General features: G+C 61.9%; 22 protein-coding genes. 10 read left to right on the top strand and 12 right to left on the bottom strand.

From position 1 onward, the window contains the following. Positions 1 to 24 precede the first annotated feature (24 nt). From AC07YV_RS22195 to AC07YV_RS22185, 3 genes are all read left to right on the top strand, one after another. Positions 25 to 1,422: an MFS transporter gene (locus tag AC07YV_RS22195; protein ID WP_102701280.1), complete on the top strand. Its 1,398-nt coding sequence runs from the start codon at positions 25 to 27 to the stop codon at positions 1,420 to 1,422. A 9-nt stretch (positions 1,423 to 1,431) separates the two neighbouring features. Then, positions 1,432 to 1,947 carry a single-stranded DNA-binding protein gene (locus AC07YV_RS22190; RefSeq protein ID WP_057400623.1) on the top strand — a complete coding sequence of 172 codons (516 nt, stop codon included), beginning with the start codon at positions 1,432 to 1,434 and terminating at the stop codon, positions 1,945 to 1,947. 163 nt (positions 1,948 to 2,110) lie between these two features. Next, complete coding sequence (locus tag AC07YV_RS22185; RefSeq protein WP_102701279.1) at positions 2,111 to 2,983, top strand: AraC family transcriptional regulator; 873 nt, start codon at positions 2,111 to 2,113, stop codon at positions 2,981 to 2,983. Positions 2,984 to 3,013: 30 nt separating this feature from the next. Here the strand turns inward: AC07YV_RS22185 and AC07YV_RS22180 are convergent, their stop codons facing one another. Further along, positions 3,014 to 3,514 carry a YkgB family protein gene (locus AC07YV_RS22180; RefSeq protein ID WP_102701278.1) on the bottom strand — a complete coding sequence of 167 codons (501 nt, stop codon included), beginning with the start codon at positions 3,512 to 3,514 and terminating at the stop codon, positions 3,014 to 3,016. Positions 3,515 to 3,735: 221 nt separating this feature from the next. Further along, a complete protein-coding gene (locus AC07YV_RS22175) occupies positions 3,736 to 4,296 on the bottom strand; it encodes a cysteine hydrolase family protein (protein WP_102701277.1) in 561 nt (186 codons plus the stop codon). A gap of 101 nt (positions 4,297 to 4,397) precedes the next feature. Between AC07YV_RS22175 and AC07YV_RS22170 the strand changes: the two genes are divergently transcribed. The 3 genes from AC07YV_RS22170 (at position 4,398) to AC07YV_RS22160 (ending at position 7,549) form a co-directional block, all read left to right on the top strand. Beyond that, positions 4,398 to 5,390: a GlxA family transcriptional regulator gene (locus AC07YV_RS22170; protein WP_102701276.1), complete on the top strand. Its 993-nt coding sequence runs from the start codon at positions 4,398 to 4,400 to the stop codon at positions 5,388 to 5,390. Between the two features lie 301 nt (positions 5,391 to 5,691). Beyond that, on the top strand, positions 5,692 to 6,801 hold the full coding sequence (locus AC07YV_RS22165) for a DUF3182 family protein (protein WP_102701275.1): 1,110 nt from the start codon (positions 5,692 to 5,694) through the stop codon (positions 6,799 to 6,801). Then, positions 6,791 to 7,549: an alpha/beta hydrolase family protein gene (locus AC07YV_RS22160; RefSeq protein ID WP_102701274.1), complete on the top strand. Its 759-nt coding sequence runs from the start codon at positions 6,791 to 6,793 to the stop codon at positions 7,547 to 7,549. The genes AC07YV_RS22165 and AC07YV_RS22160 overlap by 11 nt, the downstream gene beginning before the upstream one ends. Before the next feature lie 137 nt (positions 7,550 to 7,686). Here the strand turns inward: AC07YV_RS22160 and AC07YV_RS22155 are convergent, their stop codons facing one another. The 4 genes from AC07YV_RS22155 to AC07YV_RS22140 form a co-directional block, all read right to left on the bottom strand. Beyond that, positions 7,687 to 8,673, bottom strand: coding sequence for a lysylphosphatidylglycerol synthase domain-containing protein (locus AC07YV_RS22155; RefSeq protein ID WP_102701273.1), 987 nt, complete (start codon positions 8,671 to 8,673; stop codon positions 7,687 to 7,689). After that, positions 8,660 to 9,952 (bottom strand): cardiolipin synthase ClsB, encoded by a 1,293-nt coding sequence (clsB, locus tag AC07YV_RS22150; RefSeq protein WP_102701272.1) that lies wholly within the window; start codon positions 9,950 to 9,952, stop codon positions 8,660 to 8,662. The genes AC07YV_RS22155 and clsB overlap by 14 nt, the downstream gene beginning before the upstream one ends. Next, entirely contained in the window at positions 9,949 to 10,713 is a 765-nt protein-coding gene (locus AC07YV_RS22145) for an endonuclease/exonuclease/phosphatase family protein (RefSeq protein WP_256358913.1), read from the bottom strand. Before AC07YV_RS22145 ends, clsB begins: the two co-directional genes overlap by 4 nt. Positions 10,714 to 10,964: 251 nt before the next feature. Then, a complete protein-coding gene (locus AC07YV_RS22140; protein WP_102701270.1) occupies positions 10,965 to 12,176 on the bottom strand; it encodes an MFS transporter in 1,212 nt (403 codons plus the stop codon). 353 nt (positions 12,177 to 12,529) lie between these two features. Between AC07YV_RS22140 and AC07YV_RS22135 the strand changes: the two genes are divergently transcribed. Then, positions 12,530 to 14,653 (top strand): mechanosensitive ion channel family protein, encoded by a 2,124-nt coding sequence (locus AC07YV_RS22135; protein ID WP_102701269.1) that lies wholly within the window; start codon positions 12,530 to 12,532, stop codon positions 14,651 to 14,653. A gap of 131 nt (positions 14,654 to 14,784) precedes the next feature. Here AC07YV_RS22135 and AC07YV_RS22130 read toward each other — a convergent pair whose 3' ends face one another. After that, positions 14,785 to 19,101: a DNA glycosylase AlkZ-like family protein gene (locus AC07YV_RS22130; RefSeq protein ID WP_102701268.1), complete on the bottom strand. Its 4,317-nt coding sequence runs from the start codon at positions 19,099 to 19,101 to the stop codon at positions 14,785 to 14,787. Positions 19,102 to 19,409: 308 nt separating this feature from the next. Here AC07YV_RS22130 and AC07YV_RS22125 point away from each other — a divergent pair, with 308 nt between their 5' ends. Continuing rightward, on the top strand, positions 19,410 to 20,294 hold the full coding sequence (locus tag AC07YV_RS22125) for a sugar nucleotide-binding protein (protein ID WP_007970144.1): 885 nt from the start codon (positions 19,410 to 19,412) through the stop codon (positions 20,292 to 20,294). Beyond that, on the top strand, positions 20,287 to 21,216 hold the full coding sequence (locus AC07YV_RS22120) for an NAD-dependent epimerase/dehydratase family protein (RefSeq protein ID WP_102701267.1): 930 nt from the start codon (positions 20,287 to 20,289) through the stop codon (positions 21,214 to 21,216). The genes AC07YV_RS22125 and AC07YV_RS22120 overlap by 8 nt, the downstream gene beginning before the upstream one ends. 182 nt (positions 21,217 to 21,398) lie before the next feature. Here the strand turns inward: AC07YV_RS22120 and AC07YV_RS22115 are convergent, their stop codons facing one another. The 5 genes from AC07YV_RS22115 to AC07YV_RS22095 form a co-directional block, all read right to left on the bottom strand. Then, the gene (locus tag AC07YV_RS22115) at positions 21,399 to 22,097 is read right to left on the bottom strand and encodes an OmpW/AlkL family protein (protein WP_095965761.1); all 699 of its coding nucleotides are present in this window, start codon (positions 22,095 to 22,097) and stop codon (positions 21,399 to 21,401) included. A gap of 233 nt (positions 22,098 to 22,330) precedes the next feature. Then, positions 22,331 to 22,849: a DUF3299 domain-containing protein gene (locus AC07YV_RS22110; RefSeq protein ID WP_015097018.1), complete on the bottom strand. Its 519-nt coding sequence runs from the start codon at positions 22,847 to 22,849 to the stop codon at positions 22,331 to 22,333. 11 nt (positions 22,850 to 22,860) lie between these two features. Further along, a complete protein-coding gene (locus AC07YV_RS22105; protein WP_102701266.1) occupies positions 22,861 to 24,126 on the bottom strand; it encodes an ABC transporter permease in 1,266 nt (421 codons plus the stop codon). A gap of 1 nt (position 24,127) precedes the next feature. Beyond that, entirely contained in the window at positions 24,128 to 24,838 is a 711-nt protein-coding gene (locus tag AC07YV_RS22100; RefSeq protein WP_102701265.1) for an ABC transporter ATP-binding protein, read from the bottom strand. Positions 24,839 to 24,959: 121 nt separating this feature from the next. Further along, the gene (locus AC07YV_RS22095) at positions 24,960 to 25,538 is read right to left on the bottom strand and encodes a DUF2796 domain-containing protein (RefSeq protein ID WP_102701264.1); all 579 of its coding nucleotides are present in this window, start codon (positions 25,536 to 25,538) and stop codon (positions 24,960 to 24,962) included. A gap of 135 nt (positions 25,539 to 25,673) precedes the next feature. On the opposite strand from AC07YV_RS22095, the gene AC07YV_RS22090 reads away from it, so the two are divergent. Further along, positions 25,674 to 26,015, top strand: a complete 342-nt coding sequence (locus AC07YV_RS22090) for a hypothetical protein (RefSeq protein WP_102701263.1) — start codon at positions 25,674 to 25,676, stop codon at positions 26,013 to 26,015. The last annotated feature ends 62 nt before the right edge of the window (positions 26,016 to 26,077 follow it).

The following is a 26,077-nucleotide window of genomic DNA, read 5'->3' as shown; positions in this document are numbered from 1 at the left end:
CGCCGGTTCACATGAGGTTTTTCCATGCACGATCCCCACAGCGAGCGCATGAGTGGTAGCGAGACCCGCGCGGCAAGCGGTCTGGCCCTGGTGTTCGCCTTCCGTATGCTTGGCATGTTCATGGTGTTGCCGGTACTGGCGACCTATGGGATGGATCTGGCCGGTGCCACTCCGGCCCTGATCGGCCTGGCGATTGGCGCTTATGGCCTGACCCAGGCGGTCTTCCAGATTCCGTTCGGTTTCATTTCCGACCGCATCGGCCGTCGCCCGGTGATTTACCTGGGCTTGATCGTCTTTGCCCTCGGCAGCCTGCTGGCCGCCAATGCCGATTCGATCTGGGGCGTGATCGCCGGGCGAATCCTGCAGGGTGCCGGGGCGATTTCCGCTGCGGTCATGGCCTTGCTGTCCGACCTGACCCGCGAGCAGCACAGGACCAAGGCCATGGCCATGATCGGCATGACCATCGGCCTGTCGTTTGCGGTGGCCATGGTCGTCGGCCCGCTGCTGACCCGCGCGTTCGGGTTGTCCGGGTTGTTCCTGGCCACCGGCGGCATGGCGCTGTTCGGCATCGTGATCGTGATGTTCATGGTGCCGCGCTCCACCGGCCCGTTGCAGCACCGCGAGTCCGGTGTCGCGCGCCAGGCGTTGATCCCGACCCTCAAGCATCCGGATCTGCTGCGCCTGGATTTGGGCATTTTTGTCTTGCACGCGATGTTGATGTCCAGCTTCGTCGCCTTGCCCCTGGCGCTGGTCGAGAAAGCCGGGCTGCCCAAAGAGCAGCACTGGTGGGTGTACCTGACCGCGCTGCTGATTTCTTTCTTCGCCATGATCCCGTTCATTATCTACGGCGAGAAGAAACGCAAAATGAAACGAGTTTTACTCGGCGCCGTCGTGACGTTGATGCTCACTGAGCTATTCTTCTGGCAGTTCGGCGACAGCTTGCGGTCTCTGGTGATCGGTACGGTGGTGTTCTTCACCGCGTTCAATCTGCTGGAGGCTTCATTGCCGTCGCTGATCAGCAAGGTTTCACCGGCAGGCGGCAAGGGCACGGCGATGGGGGTTTATTCCACCAGCCAGTTCCTCGGCTCGGCACTGGGGGGAATCCTCGGTGGCTGGCTGTTCCAGCATGGCGGTCTGTCGGTTGTGTTCCTCGGATGCGCCGGTCTCGCTGCCCTCTGGCTGGCCTTTGCTGTTACCATGCGCGAACCTCCCTACGTCACAAGCCTGCGCTTGCCGTTGTCGCCCGAGGCGATCCGCGAAGCGGGTCTGGTCGAGCGCCTGAAGGCGGTCGTAGGGGTAACAGATGCAGTCATCGTCGCGGAAGAGGCGGCGATTTACATCAAACTGGACACCGAACTATTGGATCGCACCACCCTTGAGCGCCTGGTGAACAACCCGGCCGGGGCAGCGTGCGTAGCCTAGGAGAACGTTATGGCCCGTGGGGTTAACAAAGTCATATTGGTCGGCACTTGCGGCCAGGATCCCGAAGTTCGCTACTTGCCTAACGGTAACGCCGTGACCAACCTGAGTCTGGCGACCAGCGAACAGTGGACCGACAAGCAAACCGGTCAGAAAGTCGAAAAGACCGAATGGCACCGTGTGTCGATGTTCGGCAAGGTTGCGGAAATCGCCGGCGAATACCTGCGTAAAGGTTCGCAGGTGTACATCGAAGGCAAGCTGCAGACCCGCGAGTGGGAAAAAGACGGTATCAAGCGTTACACCACCGAAATCGTGGTCGACATGCAAGGCACCATGCAACTGCTCGGCGGTCGTCCACAGGGCGACCAGCAGGGCCAGGGTGGCGGTAACAACTACCAGCAATCCGCTCCGCGCCAGCAGGCTCAACGTCCTGCTCCGCAACAGCAGCCACAGCGTCCGGCCCCTCAACAGGCCGCACCGCAACCGGCTCCGGATTTCGACAGCTTTGATGACGATATCCCGTTCTGATTCTTTCACCGAAGAATAGAACCTGAAAAAGCCCGGCCTCCTTATGGATGCCGGGCTTTTTTGCATTTTTACCAAGGCATTCCTCGCCGGGATCGAGGACCGTCCAGCCGTCAGCGCGCAGTGATACTCTGCTATGGGTCCAGACCCTGTGCAGAGTTGCCCTATGGATCGCCTGTCTACGTTGTTGTCACAGTTCGGAGTGCGCGCGCACCTGTTTTACAGCGGCAAGCTTTGCGGCGTGGCGTCCTACGATGGCGCCGACCAGCGCGGCCATATTCACCTGTTGCAGGCCGGCTCTGTCACGTTGAAAGGCCTGGGGAGGAGTGAGTTGTTGCTCACTCGCCCCAGCCTGGTTTTCCTGCCACGCCCCAACCGACATCAGCTCATCGCCAGTGACACTGAAGGTGCTCAGCTGTTATGCGCGTCGATGCTGTTCGATGGCGGCGCCAGTAATCCGATATCTGCTTCGCTCCCCGATCTTCTGATATTGCCTCTGGATGAGCTGCCGTTGCTGGCCGACACCCTGAGATGGCTGTTCGGTGAAGCTGGCGCCGGGCATTGTGGCAGGGAGGCGGTGCTTGATCGTTTGTTCGAACTGTTGATCATCCTGCTGCTCCGGCATTTGCTTGACCACCAGCAGTTGAGCACTGGAATGATGGCCGGGTTGGCCGACGTGCGGCTGTCGCGCTCGTTGATTCAGATGCACAACCAACCTCAGCGGGCCTGGTCAGTGGCCGAGTTGGCTAATGAATCGAACATGTCCCGCGCCGCTTTTGCTGTGCATTTTCGCGCGGTTCTGGGGCAAACACCGCTGGATTATCTTTTGAGCTGGCGTATCAGTCTGGCGCAGAAGCGCCTGCGGGAGGGGCGGCCGATTACGCTGATCGCCGATGAGGTGGGCTATGAAAGTCCGTCGGCGCTTGCCCGTGCGTTTCGCCGCAAGACCGGCTGCAGTCCACGGGACTGGATGAAGTCCCTGGCGGCTGAGGGCGGCGTACTGGCTGAGGATGACGATGACCTGAATGCATTGAGCTGATTCAGGCCATCGGCGGATGAGGTTGTCAGCTCAAGGAGTTTGCAGTCTGGTCAGCGAATGGCCCGCCACGAACAGGGAGGCGGCAAGCAAGCCGATGTCCTTGAGCAGGAACTGGCCTGGCGCGACCGTAATGGCCGGGAAACCAAGGCCTGGCTCAATCACTCCGGGCGTCGAGAACATAAAGCTCAAGGTGGTGAAAAATAACCCGGCAGACAAGGCGCCTCCGATCAAGGAAAGCTTTGGTGACAGCAGGCGGCCTGCAATCAGTACACCGATGGAAATCTCCAGGACACCGAGCAAACTGGAAAACAGATCGACACTGATAAGGTCATAGACCCAACCCAGGAAAGGGCTGTTGCTCACCAGAGGCACCAGTCCCTCTGCTTCATAGTGAGTAAATTTCATTCCGCCGAACCAGAAGTAGATAACGGCAAGGGCAAAGTAAATGCCGTAGGTCCCGATCGCCATGGTGGTGAGTCCGAGGGATGTTTTTTTCGACAGGCTGTCAGTGCTGATATTCATGCTGTTCATTGTTCAGGCTTCCAGTGAGTTATCCAGAAAGTGGCATGGGTGAAAGCAACATCCCCCGCGTATGCGTAGGGAGTGGAGTGATTGTTGGCTTTGGCATGACTTTCCAGGATTCTGGCGGTATTGCGTTCGATGCAGATCGTCCAGACTCACTGGCAATAAAAAGCCCATGGCATGTGAGGCCATGGGCTTTTTCATTTTTGCTGTCTCGTCCTGAATGAGGGTTACACGTTCTGGCTTCCTATCAGGAACTCGTCGGCCGACACCACGCTGGCATACGCAAATGCCAGGGACGCCATGAACGCCGCATGAACCTGGGCCGCCGGCACCGTCACGCCATTGAACTCCAGGTCACGGGTGGCGCAGGCGTCGTGGATCACGGTCACCGTGTAGCCGAAGTCCGCCGCCGCACGGGTGATGCCGTCGACGCACATGTGGCTCATGCTGCCCACGACCACCAGTTCCTTGATGCCTTGCTCGTCGAGGATCGATTTCAGCTCGGTTTCGCGGAACGAGTTGACGAAGTGCTTGAGCACCACCGGTTCGTCAGGGCGGTTGATCACTTTGGGATGCAGCTTCGCGCCTTCGGAGTGCGGGGTGAAGAACGGCGCCTCTGCGGAGGTGAATTCGTGGCGGATATGCACCACCGGATCACCGGCATCACGGAAGGCCTTGATCAGGCGGACGGCGTTGTCGGCGGCGGCATCGGCGCCGACCAGTGGCCACTTGCCTTGGGGGAAGTAGTCGTTCTGGATATCGACTACGATGAGCGCTTGCTTGGCCATGACTGTTTCCTCGAAGTGTGTTTGGGTGTGGAATGAAGTATTGGCGCTGGCAGGCGGTCCGGGGATTGGCCGCACCGACAATAAGAGGGGGAAAACTGACAATGGACGCAGAAAGGGCAATCGCCGAGCTCGGTGTGCTGATCTATCCTGGCGCGCAGATGGCGGCGGTGCATGGCTTGACGGACTTGTTCGGGGTGGCCAACCGGATCGCCGCCGAGCATCAGGCTGCGCAACTGCCCCTGCTGCGCGTCAGCCATTGGCAGGTCGAGGGTGATCAGCCGCCAGCCCGGGTCTTCGACAGTCATCCCGGCCCGGAGCGTGCCCTGGTGGCCGTGTTGATCCCGCCATCGATTGCCGGCTTTTCCGAGGGCCAGGCGCCACAGGGCTTGATCCGCTGGTTGCGCGAGCAACATGCCAGCGGCGCGACACTGGGCGGGGTTTGCGTGGGCTCGATCCTGTTGGCTGAAAGCGGTCTGCTCGACGGCCGCAGCGCCACCACCCACTGGACCTCGGCCAAGAGTTTTGCCGAACGTTATCCGGCGATACGGCTCAAGGCCGATACACCGATTGTCGATGACGGCGACCTGATCACCACCGCCGGACTGATGGCATGGTCTGAACTGGGTCTTCGCCTGGTCAACCGCCTGTTGGGACCGAGCATTGCCACCAGTACCGCGCGTTTTCTGGTGGTGGAACACAGCGACAGCGCCAGCGAGTGCGGCAGCAATTTTGCGCCGATCCTCAGTCATGGCGATGCGGCGATTCTCAAGGTGCAACACTGGTTGCAAAGCACCGGGGCGACCGAGGTATCGCTGACGGCGATGGCCGAAAAGGCAGGGCTGGAAGAGCGCACCTTCCTGCGACGTTTCCGTTCGGCCACCGGGCTCAAACCCACCGAATACTGCCAGCATCTGCGAGTCGGCAAGGCCCGGGAAATGCTCGAATTCACCAACGGCACCATCGACCATATCGCCTGGACCGTGGGTTATCAGGACCCCGGCGCGTTTCGCGCGACATTCAAGAAAATCACCGGGCTGGCGCCGAGTGATTATCGGATGCGGTTCGGGGTGAGCCCTGGATCGGTTGCACGGTAGTCGCATCACCCCCGATCTCCTGTGGGAGCGAGCTTGCTCGCGATGAGGGCATGACATTCAACATTGATGTGTCTGGAACACCGCTATCGCGAGCAAGCTCGCTCCCACAGGGTCGGGTGTGTGGGCTGGAGTCGTGCAAAATGCCGGAGTTTCAAAGGGCATCGTGCAGAATAAAACAGGCCCCATGCCATCACTTTGTACGCAACGGGCTGATTTAAAACCCCTCTTTCCGTAACGGGCCTTGGCCTGATCCCTGCACCCCTTCAACTACATTCATCAAGCGTCGATTGAAGGGGGATGCATGACCCCAACAAACCGCAAGAAACTGGTGGTTGCCCATTCGGTACGCGCCGACGCGCCGCTGCACGAAGTCGAGACAAACCGTGCGCTGGCGCGTTGGCTGGCGCAGATAATGGGACTCAAGTACGGCGGCAGTTACGATCCGCAATTGCACGACGGTCGGGACCTCTACCTGTTGCCGACCCAGACGCTGGTGGGCGCTGCGGCTGCCCGGCAACTGGGGGTCAAGGGGCCGGAGGATTTGTGGGGTGGTTATGTCGACCATGATTTCATCTGCACCAAAGCCATCAGTCATGGGCTGCTCAACCACCATGCCCATGCGCCGCCAGGCTGGGCTCCATTGTTTTCCCAGCGGGTACGCAGCGTCGTACTCGACGGTCTCAGCGTGTTCTGCCTGAAGGATGCTCGCCCGGCAGCGGAACACCTGTTGTACACCGGACCGATCCGCCTGAAGCCGATACACGCTTGCGCCGGACGTGGTCAGGAAGTGATCCAGAACCTCGAAGAGTTCGACGAAATTCTGGCCAGGCCCGACGCTGACGCGACCTTCACCGAGGGTGTGGTGCTGGAACAGGATCTTGATCAGGTGATTACCCACAGCGTCGGCCAGAGCTTCATCGGCGACAAGGTGCTGAGTTATTGCGGTGATCAATACTTGACCAAGGACGCCGAGGGCGAGGAGGTGTATGGCGGCTCGAACCTGTTGGTGGTGCAGGGCAGCTATGACGATTTACTGAAGCTGGACCTGGCCGATGACGTGCGGATGGCTATCAGGCAGGCGCAAGTGTTCGACAGCGCCGCGGATGAAGCCTATCCGCGTTTCTATGCGTCACGGCGCAACTACGACATCGCTCAGGGCATCGATAGCGACGGCAAACAGCGCAGCGGCGTGCTCGAACAATCCTGGCGCATGGGCGGTGCCAGCAGTGCCGAGGTGGCGGCTTTGCAGAGTTTCGTCAACGATCCGGGAATGCGCGCGATTCGTGTGTCTTCGGTGGAAACCTACATCGATCAGCCGCTGCCGACAGATGCCATCGAGGTGTACCGCGGGCCGGCGCAAAGCAGTGACTTTCTTCTCAAGTACGTAACGGTTCAATCCTATGACGGCTAGAAGCGAATCCATTCAGATCGACATCGATAACGAACAGATGAGCGGGACTTTTCTGAGCCCCAAATCGAAAGTGCCTGGCGTACTCTTCGTGCACGGTTGGGGCGGCAGTCAGGAGCGGGACCTGGAACGCGCCAAAGGCATCGCCGGCTTGGGTTGTGTATGCCTGACCTTCGACCTGCGCGGACACACCGGCGGCACAGGCATTCCATTGTCCCGGGTGACTCGCGAAGACAATCTGCGCGACCTGCTGGCAGCCTATGACCGCTTGCTCGCGCACCCGGCCCTCGATACCTCGGCGATTGCCGTGGTCGGTACCAGTTATGGGGGTTATCTGGCCTCGATTCTGACTTCGCTGCGACCGGTGCGCTGGCTGGCGCTGCGGGTGCCGGCGCTGTACCGCGACGAGCAATGGCACACGCCGAAACGCGACCTGGACAAGCTGGATCTGCGTGATTACCGAGGCACCCTGGTGCGGGCCGACGGCAACCGGGCCTTGCATGCCTGCTCGCAATTTCGCGGAGATGTCCTGCTGGTGCAGTCCGAGACCGACGACTATGTGCCCCACGCGACGATCATGAGCTACCGGGCGGCCTGCCAGCAGACGCACTCCATGACCCACCGCATCATCGACGGTGCCGACCACGCCTTGAGCGACCCGGTTTCCCAGCAGGCCTACACCTCGATCCTCGTCGACTGGATCACCGAGATGGTGGTCGGGGAGCGGTTGAGCATTATTCAATCGTCCTGATATCGGGGTGTTCTTGCGGCCTCATCGCGGGCAAGCCCGCTCCCACAGGGATCGAGGGTGTACATAGAATCTGCATCCACCAGCAGACCCTGTGGGAGCGGGCTTGCCCGCGATGGCGGACTAGCAGACACCACAGATCACTTGGGTTTCCTTGAGACCCGCAACGACTTGGCCTTGGCCTCCACCAACAGGTACATCACCAGGGTAATCAACAACGGCAGGATGAAATAAATCGCCCGATAGGCCAGCAGCCCCGCCACCAGGCTGCCGCGCGAAACCTCGTGTTGCAGCAGCGCCACGAACACCGCCTCGAGCACGCCGAGCCCGGCCGGGATGTGGGTGATGACCCCGGCGATGGCGCTGATCAACAGCACGCCCAATACCAGTGGATAGTCCAGTTTGCTCGGCAGCAAGGTGAAGATCACCGCGGCCATCAGCGACCAGTTCAGCGCACCGAGGGCCAGTTGCAGCACTGCCATGCGCAAGGACGGGAGGTCGATTTCGATACCGCGAATCGCCCACTCCCGACGTTTGGCAAAGCGGCATGCCGCCAGGTAGCCGGCGCTCAGCAGCAACAACAAGACCCCCACGCCTTGCAGCGCACTGCTGCTGAGCTTCCAGCCCGGCGGCATGCGCACCAGTCCGCTGCTGAACACGGCGCCGGCAATGACCATGTAGCCGAACCAGTTGGTCGCCAGGCTCAGGCCAAGGATCTTCGCGATGTTGCTCTTGCTGACCCCGAGCCGCGAATACAACCGGTAGCGCATGGCGATGCCGCCGACCCAGGCGCTCAGGTTCAGGTTGAAGGCGTAGCTGATGATCCCCACGGGCAGTATCTGCTTCCAGGTCAGGTTCTGGCGGATGTAGGTGCGGCCGATCAGGTCGAAGCAGGCGTACACCAGAAAACTCACCAGGGTCAGCCCCGACGCAATGATCAGCGTGCGCACCTTGAAATCGGCCAGGTTATCGAACACTTCGCTCCACTCAAGGCGCTGGGCGAGCATCGTGAACAACACGATCAGCATCAGGAAAAACAGCATCGTCAGCGGTCGCTTCCAGCGGCTCCAGTGCGACTTGCCCGGGCTTTTGGCGTCAGTTGCCATGTGGGGCTCAGCGCGGTTCATGGTCAGCGCTCCCGGTCGGAGGGGGGATGGGTTTCAGGCGAGGTTTGTGCGCCGGCAACCAACCGGCCCAAGCCGGGAAATGCCGCAGGACGTGAAACACCAGAAAACCTATGGTCATGTGCCAGATACGCCCGCGCGGCGGGATGTCGTGAGACATGGTCTTGCAATGGTTGTCGCTGAGGTCTTCCAGGCGATCGAACAGAACTCGATTGAAGCCACGGTCGCGGATCAGCACGTTGGCTTCCAGATTCATCGACAGGCTCAACGGGTCGAGGTTGCTGGAGCCGACGGTGCTCCAGTCTTCATCCACCAATGCAACCTTGCCGTGCAACGGGCGGTCGCAATATTCGTAGATCTTCACCCCGGACCTGAGCAGGTAGTCGTAGGTCATGCGCGCGGCGAGTTTGGCCACCAGCATGTCCGGTTGCCCTTGCAGGATCAGCCGCACATCCACACCCCGGCGGGCCGCGTTGCGGATCTCGCGCAGCAGGCGGAAGCCGGGAAAGAAGTAGGCATTGGCGATCACCACCCGACGCTTGGCCTGGCGCAACACCTGGCGGTAAACCTCTTCAATGTCGCTCGGGTGTTCACCGTTGTCGCGGTACACCAGACGTACCTGGCCATCGTGATCGCTGAAGGCCAGTTCAGAACGCCGCTGCCGACGGCGTTGCCACCAGTATTTGGCGTGCGCCGGGCGACCGCATTGCAGCAGAGCGAAGTGATGGATGTCGGCCACCGCGGGGCCTTGCACCTCCACGGAATAGTCCTGCTTGGCCTCGGGACCGAAGTCGGCAAGGTGATCGGCAGAAAAGTTGATCCCGCCGATGAAGGCAATGCTGCCGTCCACCACCACTATCTTGCGGTGCAGGCGCCGGAACCAGTTGGTGCGGATGCCCAGGCGTTTCGGTGCCGGATCGAACATTTGCAGGTGCACGCCGGCCGCGGTCAGGGCGGTCAGGAACCCGGTACTCAGTTCGCCACAGCCAAAGCCGTCGAGGCTGACGGTGGTGCGTACACCGCGCTGGGCAGCTTCGATCAGGATCTGTTGCAGCTCATTGCCGACCTTGTCCTCGAACACAATGAAGGTTTCCAGCAGGATTTCACTTTGCGCCCGGCGCAGGGCGTCAAATACCCGGGGAAAATACGCTTCGCCGTTTTCCAGCAACTCGACGCGATTGCTGCCTTGCCAGCCGTATTCGACATCGACCGCTGTCGGCTGACGGATCGGCGGAGCGGGGATGTGATCCAGCGTGTTTTTTTCCATCGACTGGCTGCTCATAGCTCGATCTCCACCGACAGCGGGACGTGGTCGGAAAGGTGCGACCAGGGGCGGGTGGTCAGCACTTGCGGATGGCTGGCCTTGAGGTTGCGCAGGTAGATGCGGTCCAGGCGTAATGCTGGCAGGCGCGCGGGGAAACTGCGCGCCGGTTTGCCGTGGTGCGCGGCGAAGGCTTCGCGCAGACCGCAGGGTTTGAGCAACGCATCGGCGCGCTGACGCCAGTCGTTGAAGTCCCCGGCGACGATCACCGGGGCATCGGCGGGCAGGGCGTCCAGCCGCTGGGCGAGCAGCTTTAATTGCGCCGTGCGGTGACTTTCGCGCAACCCCAGGTGCACGCAAATGGCATGCACTTCCTGGACGTCGCCGGGCAGGCGCAACACACAATGCAGGATCCCGCGGTTCTCGTGACCGCTGATGGATACGTCGAGGTTGTCGTGGCGGATGATCTGGAATTTCGACAACAGCGCGTTGCCGTGATCACCCGCCGGATACACCGCATTGCGGCCATAGGCGAACTGCGGCCACAGGGTGTCGGCGAGGAACTCGTATTGTGGCATCGCCGGCCAGTTGGTGTAGCGCTTGGGGTGGTGCTCGTGGGTGCCGTGGACTTCCTGCAAAAACACCACATCGGCAGACACGCTGCGCACCGCTTCACGCAGTTCCGGCAGGATGAAACGCCGGTTGAGCGCGGTGAAACCTTTATGGGTGTTGACCGTCAGCACCTTGAAGCGACAAGTCACGGACGGACCCTGTACCCGCATGTCGTTTGCATTTGCGTGTGCGGGAATATCGGTGTGATTCGCTGCCATGTCGCCTCCCGCCTGACGGCCCCTGTTTTTGGATGACTCTGGGGCGGCGGCGAAAGTTTCGATGGGGCTACGGACGGTACACAGTTAACAGATCACAACAGATTCAATGTGGGAGCGAGCCTGCTCGCGAAAGCGGTGTGTCAGTCACCTCATTGTTGAGTGTGCCGACGCCTTCGCGAGCAAGCCCGCTCCCACAGTGGGTATCAGTGGCCCGTGATTATGCGGGCAGAACCGTCGGCCGGCTCGGCATAGGCCGGGCCAAGGCGATCAAGACGTCCACTCCAGGCCGTCAATGCCAGCGCCACCAGCACCACCAGGCCACCGATCCACGCGGTGTGGATCAGCCCCATGTGGGCGACGATCAGGCCACCGCCCCAGGCGCCGCCGGCAATGCCGAGGTTGAACGCGGCGATGTTCAGGCCAGATGCCACGTCCACGGCATGGGGTGTGTGATGTTCGGCCTGGCGCACCACGTACACCTGCAACCCCGGCACGTTGCCGAATGCCACAGCACCCCAAACCAGAACGGTGGCCAGCGCCAACCAGGGATTGCCGGCCGTGAAGGTCAGCGCGAACAACACGGCGGCGAGCAGGGCAAAAATGATTTTCAGGGCGCTGATCGGACCGCGTTTGTCCGCCAGTTTGCCGCCCCAGATATTGCCGACGGCCACGGAGATGCCGTAGACCAGCAACACCAGGCTGACGGCGCTGGCGCTGAAGCCGGAGAGGTCCTGAAGTATTGGCGCGAGAAAGGTAAAGGCGGTGAACGTGCCGCCGTAGCCGATGGCTGTCATCGCATACACCAGCAACAGGCGCGGTTGCTTGAGCACCTGCAATTGCTGCAAGAACGACGCGGGTTTGCTGTGGGCGATATTTTTCGGCACGTAGATCAGGCTGCCGATGAAGGCGATGACGCCCAGGGTCGACACGGCGAGGAAGGTTTCACGCCAGCCGAAATGCTGGCCGATGAATGTCCCCAACGGCACGCCGGTAACCAGCGCGACGGTCAGGCCGGTGAACATGATGGCAATCGCGCTGGCGGCTTTTTCCTTCGGCACTAGACTGGTGGCGATGGTCGAACCGATCGAGAAAAACACCCCATGGGCCAGGCCGGTGATGATCCGTGCGAGGATCAGCGACTCGTAGCCCGGTGCTTGCCACGCCAGCAGGTTGCCGAGGGTGAACAGCACCATCAGCGACAACAGCAGCAACTTGCGCGGAACCTTGCCGGTGAGGGCGGTCAGCACCGGGGCGCCGACGGCGACGCCAAGGGCATACAGGCTGACCAGCAGACCGGCGGATGGCAGACTGACGCCGAGGTCGGCGCCAATAGTGGGTAACAGGCCAACGATGACGAACTCTGTCGTCCCGATGGCAAAGGCGCTGAGGGTCAGCGCGAGCAAGGCAATGGGCATGGCTGCAACTCCGGAGGATGATTCGATGGAGCGCAGTGTCGGGATTTTGCTCGTGAGGAAAAATACAGGGATGGACATTTGATATTTGCCTTGGACGCAAAGATCGTAAGTGCGGGTGTTAGTCTGTGGCGAGGGAGCTTGCTCCCGCTCGACTGCGCAGCAGTCGCAAGCTCGTCGAACGCGGTGAATCTGATGAATCTGACTGTAAGGTATTGGGGGCGCTTCGCACCCCGACGGGAGCAAGCTCCCTCGCCACATGGGGTATCGCCATTCGGCTATCCAGAGGCAATGCCCGAACTTGCCCGGCATTTTTCGATCAGTTCCTTACTGACACAGCCAAAGGAGCGGGTGTTTTGATCAGGCTCAAGACTGCGATACTGCTGGGGGCGTTGCTGTTTGTGGGCAGCGAGCAACTGGAAGCCGCCGCGATACCCGGGCTGCCGGCCACCTCGACGGCTGCGACGCCGCCGGCGCACCCCGAACCGCTGGTGCAAGGCGGCTTGCTGGGGGCCATCAGTTCAAGCATCGACGAGGTCCAGACCAAGCTTGATCTCAATCAAAACCTGCTCGACGCCTGGCGCCTGCGTGCGGACCGCGCGGCGGATGAAGTGGATCAGTTGGTCAATCAGCCTTCGGCCCGCTCGCCCTGGAGCGCCGTTGTCGATTTCCTGATATTGACCGGCGTGTGGGCCGTCGTGTTTGCCTGTCTTTGGCTGCTCGGGCGATTGTTGGCCAAACGCCTGTGCGCGCATCGCCTGCTGCTCAGCCGCGAGCGTGGCCAGGCCCTGCTCGGTTACATGTTGCCCTATACCCTTCCGGCGGTGATCAGCCTGCCGCTGACGATATATGCCAGCCAGTTCTTGCCGGTTTCGGCGGGCCGGGCGCTGGCGCTGTGCCTGGCTTATGCCACCAGCGCAGGGATCTTTGCCGCGTCATTGGTGATGTCGCTGATGGTGGTGTTCAATGCCGGCCACAAGCGCCGGGCGGTGCAGATCATCCGCGAGAAGAGCCCCCGGCCGTTATTCGTTATCGGCTTTCTGGTGGCCTTGAGCGATGCCCTGACCAGCCAGCAGATCTCCCATCAATTGGGTAGCAATCTGACCAGCAGCATTGCGGTATTCACCGGGATGGCGGCGTCGATTTCCTTCGGCTTGCTGGTGATCCGCATGCGCCGCCCGGTCGCCCATGTCATCCGCATCCTGCCGCTGGCCCAGCGCCAAAGTCAGCCGGCATTGCGCGAGACCCTGCGGATATTTTCCGGGCTCTGGTATTGGCCGATCCTGTTGATGGTGCTGGTCTCGATCATCAACCTGATCGGCGTTGGCGCGGACAACCAGATGGTGCTGCGCAGCGCCTTGTTCACCACGGTATTGCTGATTGCCACGGTGTTTCTCAGCACCACGCTGCACCATCTGTTCAAGGCGCGCAGTGAAGCGGACCTGCGCCGCAGCAGCGCCTACAAGGAGCGTTTTCTCAACTTGTCCCACGCCTTGCTGCGCATCGGCATGGCCATCGTGTTCATCGATATCCTCGGGCGGATCTGGGGCGTGTCGCTGTTCGAGTTCGCGGTGAGCAACGCCGTGGGCCGGGCGATCAGTGATTCCCTGAGCCACATCGGCTTGATCCTGTTGGTGACCTGGATGGTCTGGGTGGTGCTCGACACGGCGATTCAGGAAGCCCTGAAACCGCCGACCAACAAGCGCACGGCACGCCAGCCGAGTACGCGGGTGAAAACCATCCTGCCGCTGCTGCGCAATGCGATCAAAATCATCCTGGTGGTGATCTGCGCGATCACCACCATGGCCAACCTGGGGATCAACGTCGCGCCATTCCTGGCCGGTGCCGGGGTCATCGGGCTGGCAATCGGTTTCGGCTCCCAGCAACTGGTGCAGGATGTGATTACCGGACTGTTCATCATCATCGAGGACACCCTGTCCATCGGTGATTGGGTGGTGCTTGATTCCGGGCATGCCGGCACGGTCGAAGGCCTGACCATCCGCACCTTGCGCCTGCGCGACGGCAAGGGTTTCGTGCACTCGGTACCCTTCGGGCAGATCAAGGCCGTGACCAACCAGTCGCGGCAATTCGCCTATGCATTTTTCTCCGTGCAATTCACCTACGATACCGACGTCGACAAGGCCATCGAACTGATCCGCGAGGCCGGGCATTCCATCAGCAACGACCCGTTCCTGCGCTACAACCTGCAAGGGCCGCTGGATGTGTTTGGCGTCGACAGGATGGACCTCAACGGTGTGGTGCTGACCGCACAATTTCGCACGGTGTCCGGTGGCCAATATGCGGTGAGCCGGGCCTTTAACCAGCGATTGAAAAAGCTTGTGGATAACTGCCCGTGGGTGAACTTCGCGCAGACTTATCCACAGCAGGCGCTGGTGCCGCGGCATCCGGTTGAAGCGCCACCAGAGACTGAGCCGGAGCATGCGGCGGTGTTGATGCCGGATCGGCCGCGGTCTCAGTAAGTCGTCAGGGAAATTTTCGGAGGCTGTAATGGCCTCTTCGCGAGCAGGCTCGCTCCCACAGGGGGATTTGTGAACGACACAGATCAACTGTGGGAGCGAGCCTGCTCGCGAAGGGGCCAGACCAGACAACCTCAATGCCGGATCAGCTTGCTGCGCACCTCGGCACTCGCCTGCTGATCCAGCTCCCCCCAAAACTGTTGCTTGCCGGCAATCTCGGCAGCAACCGGCAAACCATCGCGATACACCAGCCGATTGCTCGTAAGCGCCGGGACTTTCGCACCAGGTAATAGCGTGCCGGCGAGGTTCAGCGGATCGACCCCGCACACCGCGACCAAACTGCCGTCATGGGGCCGACGTCGCACCTCCCGCAGCAAGGGAATCGCTTCGGGCAGGGCGAATTGCTCGCCCGCCAGGCCGCTGACAAACCGGCCCCCACGAATCTCGCCGCGTGCCTCCAGGCGATGGAAGGTGCGCAGCAGTTCGCGCCAGCTCGGCAGCCAGTCTGCCTCACGTTCCAGCAAGCGCCAGAACACCACGCCGTAGCGACGCAGCAAGGTCATGGCGATGTGTTCCAGGGTATCGGCCGGCGTCGGCGAGGGACGCTGGTTTTCCACCACCGGGACCGTTGGCGCGCGTCGCAACAAGGCCCAGCGCCCGGCATCGTCCATGCCACCGATGAATGCACCGCGGCCACGCCGACTGTTGCGCGGCTGGCGCTTGCTGGCCGGGGTGATCAGGGCGCGCAAACCGGCAAAGCTGTCGGCGTTCACCAGCCCCGCGCCCACCAGTTCCTGCAGGGCGATTTCCAGTTCCGAACGCAGCAAGTGCGCCTCATGGATCAACTCGTCGAAAAACAGCGCGCCGTGCTGGCTGAGGGCGGCGTGGACCTTTTGTGTTTTCGGCGACAGTTCGCTTACCGGTGTCTGTTCGGTCAAGCCGCTCCAGAGGCCGACCCGGTTGCGCGGCAGCAAGACAATCGGTGTGCTGCGCAACGCGGTGCCGGCGTTTTTGTTGTGCGCAGTCAGGCGCGTCCACACCAGCCTGCCGCTGCGGCACAACTCATCCAGCCAGGTCGCCGAGTAGTCCTTGATCCGTGCGGGCAGGATGTCGCTGTCCCAGGCGGAAGCGGCGGCGGGGTAGCCTTCGAATTGCCCGACGATGGCTGGCAACACCGCCGCGCCCTGGCCCTGGCTTGCACTCGACACATGCTGCCAGTCGAACAGGAATCGCATGAAATCCTGCAGTGCCACCGGTTCGATTTCCCGTCGCAGGCGCTTGACCGTATAGCGATGAATTCGCGCCAGCAAATGCCGCTCGCACCATTCTTCTTCAGCGATGCCCGGGGTGAAGCGGCCGCGCAGTACGTAGCCTTCGCGTTCCAGTTGCGCCAGGGCCTGGGTCACTTGTGCTGCGGGCAAGCCGAGTGGTTCGGCAATACGCTCGAGCGCAAGCGGGCCGAAGGCGCTGAGCCGTGCGCGGATCAGTTCGAGGACGGCTTCGTCGGGTGCCCAGGTTTCATCGAAGTCTGGCAGCGCTTGCAGCGGTGGCGTCAATTCGGCCTGTGGATAAATGGCCCGCAGGCAGGTCAGGCGCTCCAGCGCCAGCCACAACGATTGGCCGGCATTGATCTGTAAACGACTCGCGCGTCCGCTGTCGGCCAGGGTCTTGAGCCAGTCGAGCCATTGCGGATTGGCGCCGGCCTCGGCATCGGTGATGCACGCCAGGCTCATCAAGGCCTCGTGCATTTCATCGATACTGGAGGGCGCTGGCCAGGCTTCGTCGCGCACGGCGGCAATCGCCCCGGCGTCCAGTGCACCGAGGTCGTCGGTGGATTGCGGATCGCTCCAGCGTCGATTGAGTACCGCTTGGGTGCGGCGCTCTTCAAGCGGTGCATCGTCGAGAAAGGTGTAGGGGCGGGCGCTGAGAATCTCCGCCGCCAGCGGCGAGGGCGCCGGCAAGTCGCGGCTGATCAGGCGGATGTCGCCGCGTTCCATACGCCGCAACAAGGTCAGCCAGCCTTCAGTGTCCATGGCTTCGTGCAGGCAATCGTCGAGGGTCTGTTCCACCAGCGGATGGTCGGGAATCTCCCGTTCGCCGGCGAGGTTTTCCACGCAGGCAATCTGATCGGGAAACACGCTGGCGATCAGGTCTTCGCTTTTCATCCGCTGGATTTGCGGCGGGACTTTGCGCCCGCCGCTGTAGCGCGGCAGCGCCAGGGCCACGCCGGCATTCCAGCGCCAGCGCACGCCGAACAGCGGCGCGTCGAGCACGGCCTGGATCAGGATGTGTTCGGCGCTGTTGCTGTGCAGGTAGCGCCAGACATCGTCCAGTTCAAAACTGTGGCTGGTGGACAGCGACAGCACGATGGCGTCTTCGCTGGCGGCGGCCTGCAGTTCGAAGTTGAAGGTGCGACAGAAGCGCTTGCGCAGGGCCAGGCCCCAGGCGCGGTTGATGCGGCTGCCGAACGGCGTATGAATGACCAGCTGGGTGCCGCCGGACTCGTCGAAAAAACGCTCCATCAGCAGCGTGTCTTGGGATGGCAGGGCACCCAGCGTCTGTCGTGCGCGGGCCAGGTAATCCACCAGCTGTTCGGCGCTGGCGATGTTCAGGCCCAGGGTCTCGGTCAGCCAGTCGAGCGCAGGTTGCAAGTTGCCTGGTGCGGTACCCAGCAGGTCGTCGAGTTGTGCCTGCAAGCGCGCCACCGCCGAGGACAATTCGGCGCTGCGCCCCGGCGCTTCACCAAGCCAGAACGGAATGGTCGGCGGTTGACCCTGGGCATCCTCGACCCGCACCTTGCCGGTTTCCACCCGCAGGATTCGATAGGAGGTATTGCCCAGCTGGAAGATATCCCCGGCGATGCTTTCCACCGCGAAGTCTTCGTTGATGGTGCCGATGTTCAGCCCTTGAGGCTCCAGCAGCACGGCGTAGTCGGCGTTGTCCGGAATGGTCCCGCCACTGGTCACTGCGGTCAGTTTCGCGCCACGGCGCCCGCGCAGGGTGCGGTTCACGGCGTCGCGGTGCAGGTAGGCGCTACGGATGCCCTGACGCCCGTTGTAGCCCTCGGCGAGCATCTGCAGTTGTGCCTGATAGTGTTTGTCGTCGAGTCCGGCGTAGGGTGAGGCGCGGCGCAGCATCTCCAACAGCGCTTGCTCAGGCCACTCCTGGCAACTGACTTCGGCGATGATCTGCTGCGCCAGCACGTCCAGCGGCGCCTGCGGGATCAGCAAGGTATCGAGTTCGCCCCGGCGCACGCAGTCGAGCAGCGCGGCGCATTCGATCAGGTCGTCGCGAGTGGTGGCGAACAAGCGGCCCTTGGGCGTGCCGCCGACCTGGTGCCCGGAACGGCCGACCCGTTGCAGAAAACCGGCAATCGAGCGCGGCGAGGCGATCTGGCACACCAGGTCGACGTCGCCGATGTCGATCCCCAGTTCCAGCGACGCCGTGGCGATCAGCACTTGCAGGTCGCCGCGCTTGAGCCGTTGCTCGGCGTCCAGGCGAAACTCCTTGGCCAGGCTGCCGTGGTGGGCCGCTACGGCGTCCTTGCCCAGGCGTTCGCTCAGGTGCCGGCTCAGGCGTTCGGCCAAACGCCGGGTGTTGACGAAAATCAGCGTGGTCCGGTGTTCCCGGGCGAGGGCGGCGAGGCGGTCGTAGACCAGTTCCCAGACATCGTTGGCCATCACGGCCGACAGCGGCACGGGCGGCACTTCGATGTCCAGGTCGCGGGGGCGGGCGTGGCCGATGTCGACGATCTCGCACGGGCGGTCGCGACCGACCAGGAAACGCGACACGGCCTCGATGGGTTTTTGCGTGGCCGACAGACCGATGCGCAGCAGCGGCTCGGGGCAGAGTGCCTGCAGGCGTTCAAGGCTCAGGGCCAGATGGCTGCCACGCTTGCTGGCGGCCATGGCATGGATTTCGTCGATGATCACCGTTTGTGTCGTACCGAGCATCTGCCGACCGGAGTCGGAACCGAGCAGCACGTATAGGGATTCCGGTGTGGTCACCAGAATGTGCGGCGCCGTCTTGCGCATCGCCGAGCGGTCTTTTTGCGGTGTATCGCCGGTGCGCACGGCGGTGCTGATCTGCAGTTCGGGCAGCCCCATCACACGCAGTTGCTCGGTAATGCCGGCCAACGGGTTTTGCAGGTTGATCCGGATGTCGTTGGACAGTGCCTTGAGCGGCGAGACGTAGACCACCAGCGTTGCATCGGGCAAGCCTTCGGGGCTTTCCAGACCGCGGTGCACCAGGTCGTCGATGACCGCGAGAAACGCGGTGAGGGTCTTGCCGGAGCCGGTGGGGGCGGCGACCAGAGTTGAGCGCCGCTGGCGGATCAACGGCCACGCCCGGGCCTGGGCGGCGGTGACCGCTGCGAACGTGTGGCTGAACCAGGCACTGACGGCGGGGTGAAAGCCGCTCAGGGCACTGTCTGCGGGGATGGGCAGGTTCATGCAGCAAGTTATGCGGGTGGGGGGCGCAAGATGCAAGTACCGCTCGGGGATCTCTGTTGACTGACAGGGCCCCATCGCGAGCAAGCTCGCTCCCACAGGGGGGGTGGTGTTCACAAAACCATTGTGGGAGCGAGCTTGCTCGCGATGAGGCCAGTGGCAGCACCACAAATCCCGGACATCTACACTTTACGGATGACGGTTGCGCACTAAACCCGCAAAATGCAACGATTCCGGCAATTACCAACGACATCGCCTGGGGGCGATGTCGATATAGCCATCGTTCCAATCAGACTGGGCCTGCTGACTCTATGCGAATGCGCCTTATGTTACTGGGCGGCGGAAATGCCCTTGGGCAGGCGCTGATTCGCCTCGGTGCGGAGGAAGACATCGGTTTCCTCGCCCCCCGCCCGCCGCAAGACGGCTGGGATGCCGCGAGCCTGACGCAACTGCTCGACGACACCCGTCCCGATGCATTGATCAACCTTGCCTACTACTTCGACTGGTTTCAGGCCGAAGCGGTCAGCGAACAGCGTCTGGCCGGCCAGGAGCGCGCGATCGAGCGTCTGGCGGAACTGTGCCAGCATCACAACATCGTCCTGCTGCAACCTTCCAGCTATCGCGTGTTCGACGGTTCCCGCGCCACGGCCTACAGCGAAAAAGACGAACCGGTGCCCTTGGGCTTGCGGGGGCAGGCGTTGTGGCGGATCGAGCAAAGCGTTCGCGCCACTTGCCCGCAACACGTGCTGCTGCGTTTCGGCTGGCTGCTGGACGACAGCCCGGACGGTGCCCTTGGCCGCTTCCTCGCCCGTGCCGAACAACCCGAAGAGCTGCTGATGGCCGACGACCGGCGCGGCAATCCGACGCCGGTCGACGATGCCGCCCGTGTGATCATTTCAGTGCTCAAGCAACTCGATTGCGCAGCGCCGCTGTGGGGCACCTACCACTACGCCGGGCATGAGGCGACCACGCCGCTGGCGCTGGGGCAGGCGATTCTGACCGAAGCCCGCAGCCTGCATCCGCTGGCCATCGAAGCCCCGACCGCCCAGGCCCACGCCGCGCGTCCGGATGCTGCGGAAGAGCCGCAACACGCGGTATTGGCCTGCAAAAAAATTCTGCACACCTTCGGGATCAAGCCACGCGCCTGGCGTGCGGCGCTTCCCGGTCTACTGGACAGGTTCTATCGCCATGGCTGACGGTCCCGTTTTGATCACCGGTGGTGCCGGTTTCATTGGTTCGCACCTGACTGACGCCCTGCTCACCAAGGGCCATGCAGTGCGGATCCTCGATGACCTGTCCACCGGCAAGCGCAGCAATCTGCCGCTGGATAATCCCAAGGTCGAACTGATCGTCGGCGACGTGGCCGATGCGGCTGTGGTCGCCCAGGCGATGGCCGGTTGCAGCGCCGTGGCGCACCTGGCCGCCGTGGCGTCGGTGCAGGCCTCGGTGGACGATCCGGTGCGCACGCACCAGAGCAACTTCATCGGCACGCTGAACGTCTGCGAAGCCATGCGCCAGGCCGGGGTCAAACGCGTGCTGTTCGCCTCCAGCGCGGCGGTGTATGGCAACAATGGCGAGGGCGAGTCGATCGACGAAGACACCCCAAAGGCGCCGCTGACGCCGTATGCGGTGGACAAACTGGCCAGCGAGCAGTACTTCGATTTCTACCGTCGCCAGCATGGGCTGGAACCGGTGATTTTTCGCTTCTTCAACATCTTCGGCCCGCGCCAGGATCCGTCTTCGCCGTACTCCGGGGTGATCAGCATTTTCAGCGAGCGCGCATTGAAGGGCTTGCCGATCACCGTGTTCGGCGATGGTGAGCAAACCCGGGATTTTGTCTACGTCGAAGACCTGGTCGACTTGCTGGTGCAGGCCATCGAGAAGCCCCGGGCCGAAGTCGGTGCGGTCAACGTTGGCTGGAACCAGGCGACGACCCTCAAGCAAATGCTCGAAGCGCTTGAAGCCGTGGTCGGCCAGCTGCCGCCGGTAAGCTACGGCCCGGCGCGCTCCGGTGACATCCGTCATTCCCGGGCGAACAACCGGCGTCTGCTGGAGCGCTTTCGCACCTCCTCGCAAACACCGATGAGTGTGGGGCTGGCGCGGTTGCTGGGGCGATAGATCGCTCACCCGTGGACATGAAAAAGGCGCCTTTTTACAGGCGCCTTTTTCACGGCCGGAATTTACTTAAAGCGTGTGCAACTTCTATGGCGAGGGAGCTTGCTCCAGATCGACTCCGTCACGGTCGTCATCAGTATTGAGTTTGCTCGCCACGGCCTCATCCACCACCACGTGAACGTTACTTAGAACTTGTAGCCCAGACCGACCATGTAGACGAACGGATCCACATCCACATCGACCTTGGCCCGGGTGCCCGGTGCAATGGCGTTGTTTTCCACAGTGGCGGTGGTATCGATGTCGATGTAGCGCACCTGGGCGTTAATCATCACGTTGTCGGTCAGCATGTAGTCGGCACCGACCTGCCAGGCCAGACCCCATGAGTTATCCGCCTTGAAATTGCTGAAACCGGCGGACTGGGCTCGGCTGCCGACATGTTCGTCGTAGATATAGGTGTAGTTGATGCCACCGCCGATGTACGGTTGGAACGCCGACTTGGGATCCAGCGGGTAATACACCAGGCTCAAGGTTGGCGGCAGCTGTTTGATGCTACCGAGCTTGCCGTTGGCAGGGGCCAGCGCGGTGCCCTTGATTTTCACATCATGTTCGAAGGGGGTTGCCGCGAGCAGCTCGATACCGAGGTGGTTTGTGAGCATGTAGGCGAAGTTCAGACCAAGCTGTGTGTCGCTGCTCAGAGTCGCTTTGCCACCCAGGTCGGCACCCGCCAGCGGGCCTTGATCAACCTTGACGCTGGAGCTGTCGGCTTCCGGGTCGACGGTGATGGCGCCGGCACGGAGGATAATGTCACCGGCTTCGAAAGCATTGGCGAGCGGGGCTGCGAGCGCAAGGGCAACCAGCGAAGCGCTGAGCAAGGACTTGTTCATGGGGGCTCCAGAGGACGTTAAAAATGTTCGATGTCCAATGGTAAGGCGCCTAACGATTCGGTCTTTTGATGCAGCTCAATGAAAGTGGGAAGGGAGTGATTTTTGTGGTGTTGCTGATGGCCTCATCGCGAGCAAGCTCGCTCCCACAGGGGATTTGAGTCGAGACACAGATCAAGTGTGGGAGCGAGCTTGCTCGCGATGACTGACTTTAAAGCAACCCATGACTACCGGACTCACTCCGGTAATTCATACAGATAAATCTTGTCCGCCTCCATCTGATACCCGGCATCCGCCAGTTCGCTGGTGGACGCCTTGACCTGCAATGCGCCCTCGATCCAGTACGGCTGATACAACTCGTCGAGCTTCACGCCGACTTCGCTCTTGACGTGCACGATCTGGTTCGACGGCGGTGGCGGTACGTGGATGCAGGCGCCGAAATAGGGCACCAGCAGAAACTCCGTGGTGCGTCCTTCCTCGCTCACTTCCAGCGGCACGATGTAACCCGGCAGACGAATGCTCTGGCCATCGAGGGTCTTGACCACCGGTGCGTTGGGCAAGTCTTGCCTGGCGGCGGGCGCCGACTCGGCCGACAGCGCATTGCTCATCTGCGACAGGTCATGCAGCGGCGTCATGTTCGGCACTTCTTTCGGCGCATCCGGCGGAATCATCTCCGACCAGGTCAAATCTCGCGGCTGGGCCGCCCACAGGGGCAGGGCGACCAGCATCAGCAGCGCAAGTACAGCGCGGGGCATTTTCAACGTCCTCATAAGCGGATCGACAGACCATCGGCCAGGGATTGGCGATAGGCGCGCCAGGCCGGCACGCTGCCCATCAGCAACGCGGCGATCAGGATGCCACCGAGCAACGTCCATTCATACTCGCTTGGCCAGGACAGCGGCAGATACAGACCGTAGTTGGCCTGCACATAACCCTGGGCCGCGGCGATGCACACGTACAGCAACGCCACGCCGGCGATCACGCCCGACAGCGCCAGGGCAAAGGCTTCGAGCACCAGCAGCGTCGCGATGTGCCAGGGGCGCGCACCCACCGAACGCAGGATCGCCATTTCCCGGCGGCGTTCGTTGAGGCTGGTGAGAATCGCCGTGAGCATGCCGATCAACCCGGTCAGCACCACAAACAGCGAGACCACGAACAGGGCTTTTTCCGCCGTGCCCATCAGGCTCCACAGCTCTTGCAGCGCCACGCCCGGCAGGATCGCCAGCATCGGCTCACCTCGGAATTCATTGATTTCCCGTTGCAGGGCAAAGGTCGAAATCTTGTTGTTCAGACCGAGCATGAACGCGGTGATCGCTTGCGGCGTGAGGTCCATGTTGCGCGCCTGATCGGCGGTGATACGACCCTCGCCCCGGGCCGGCAGGCCGTTATGCCAGTCGATATGAATCGCTTCCATACCGCCGAGGCTGATGTGCAGCGTGCGGTCCACCGGCGTGCCGGTGCGTTTGAGAATGCCGACCACGGTGAACGGCTTGTCGTCGTGCTTGACCAGGCTGATCGCCGCCACGCCGTGGGCCAGCACCAGTTTGTCACCGAGTTTGTAGTGCAGTGCCTCGGCCACTTCGGCACCGAGCACCACTTCGAACGGGTCGGTCGCAAACGCCCGGCCATCGGCCAGCGCCAGGTGTTGCTGGCGGCCGTACTGGTAATGCTCGAAGTAGGCTTCGGTGGTGCCCATCACCCGATAGCCGCGATGGGAATCGCCGAGGGACATCGGGATCGCCCACTTCACTTTCGGGTTGTTGGCGAAGTGTTCGAAGCTGTCCCAGCGGATGTTGTTGGTGGCATTGCCGATACGGAACACCGAGTACAGCAACAGGTTCACCGAGCCTGAGCGGGCGCCGACGATCAGGTCGGTGCCGCTGATGGTGCTGGCGAAACTGGCCTTGGCTTCGGTGCGCACGCGCTCCACCGCCAGCAGCAGGCACACCGACAAGGCGATGGCGAACGCCGTGAGGATCGCGGTGAAGCGGCGGTTAGCCAGGCTGGCCATGGCTAGACGAAACAGATACATCTCAGACCTCGGACGGGGTGGCGGCGCGATTGAGCTCGGCCAGCGACAGGTTGTGGTCGAACAGCGGCGCCAGGCTCTGGTCGTGGCTGACGAACAACAGGCTCGAGCCAGCTTCGCGGCACTCGGCGAACAACAGGCGAATGAAGTTCTCACGGGCGTCGTAATCGAGGGCCGAGGTCGGCTCGTCGGCGATCACCAGTTCCGGTTGCCCGATTAGCGCCCGGGCGGCGGCGACCCGTTGTTGCTGGCCGATGGACAACGAATCGGCGCGGCGACCGAGGATGTTTGCATCCTTCAGACCCAGGTGGGCGAGCAGCGTCGCGGCCGCTTTGTCGACGCTGCCGTGACGCTGTTTCGCCCGTTCGGCACGCAGCTTCGAGAAGTGGCAAGGCAGTTCGACGTTTTCACGCACCGACAGAAACGGCAGCAGGTTGAACTGCTGGAAGATGTAGCCGGTGTGATCGACGCGGAAGTGGTCACGGGCGCCGGCCGAGAGTTGTGTCAGTTCCTGGCCGAGCAGGCGGATGCTGCCGCGATCGGGTTTTTGCACGCCACCGAGCAGACCGAGCAGGGTGGTCTTGCCGCTACCGCTGGGACCTTTGAGAAACAGGGTTTCACCTCGCTCCAGGCGAAACGCCGGGATGTCCAGCAGTGGCGGGTGACCGGGCCAGCTGAAGCCCAGGTCGGACAGTTCGATGAGTGCGTGGGTCATTTAACCGATTTCATGAATGTTGATGACCTGTGCAGGAGCTGCCGCAGGCTGCGATCTTTTGACCTTCAAAGATTAAAAGATCGCAGCCTGCGGCAGCTCCTACAGGAAATCTATGGTGAATTCAGAATTTGAGGGCGGCAGCCTTGGCCGTCACATCAACGCCTTGCTGCCCGTTCGGGCCGATCAGTTGTACCTGAATCGTCCGAGTGGCCGGGAACGAGTTGAAAATCTTCGCCAGGTCCAGGGTCTTCAATGCGTTCGGTGTGGCGCAGGTGAACTGATAATGAGCGTGGATTTCGCTGTGGTCGTGATGATGCTCGTCCTTGTCGTCTTCATCATGGTCATCGTCGGCATCGGGCGTGTCACCGAACAACGGGCTTTCCAGTTCCTGGTTCTCCACCACGCAACCGGCGGCTTTCGGCAGGTTGAACAGGGCCAGCGGTTGCTCAAGCAGAGCGCGGGCCGCGGCGACTTTGGCTTTGTCGGCATCGCTGGTGGCGACGTGTTCGAAACCCACCAGATTCATGGCCGGGCTTTGCAGTTCCAGCGCCAGGGTCTTGCCGTCCAGCGCCGCGTTCAGGCGTCCAACACCATGTTCGTGGGCACCCAGGCTGCCATGCTCGTGATCGTGTTCGTCGGCAGCATGGGCGACAGCCAGCGGCAACATGGCAAACGGCAGAGCGAGAAGCAGACGACGCATGGCGAGTCTCCGAAAAGTAAAATGAAGAAAATGTTATGTAATCTTATAACGTAAGTGCGGAGAGTTTGACTGCCTGCTTGGCGTTGCACAAGTCCCATGGGAGCATGCAGGGAAGAAAAGTGCGGGAGCAGACTTATGTTGCGAATTCGCGGAAGCATCGGCGACTGGCCGGTGGATTTGACCCTGGAGATGGACGATGCGGACTGGGCGCGACTAGGGGCGCAGTTGCAGGTAGAAAAATCCCCGGTCAGCGCCCCGGTGGCGAAACCGCTGAATCAGGATGATGCGCTGTGGCAGATCGCCAGGGATTTGCTGCGTCAGGCCGGACAGTTGAGTGGACCGGACTTGCTCGATCAATTGGAAGGCCTGACCGGCAGTGCGGCGGCGGGCAAGCGCCTGCTGGTGCGTTTGCGCCATTGTGCGGATGTGAAAGTAGTGAGCGGCGGGGATACGCCGCTCTACAGCTGGATCGAGTAGACCGTAAAAAGATCGCAGCCTGCGGCAGCTCCTACAGGGTGAATACATATCCTCTGTAGGAG

It is taken from the genome of Pseudomonas sp. GW456-E7 (assembly GCF_059424105.1).
This window is presented reverse-complemented; position numbering and strand designations above follow the sequence as displayed.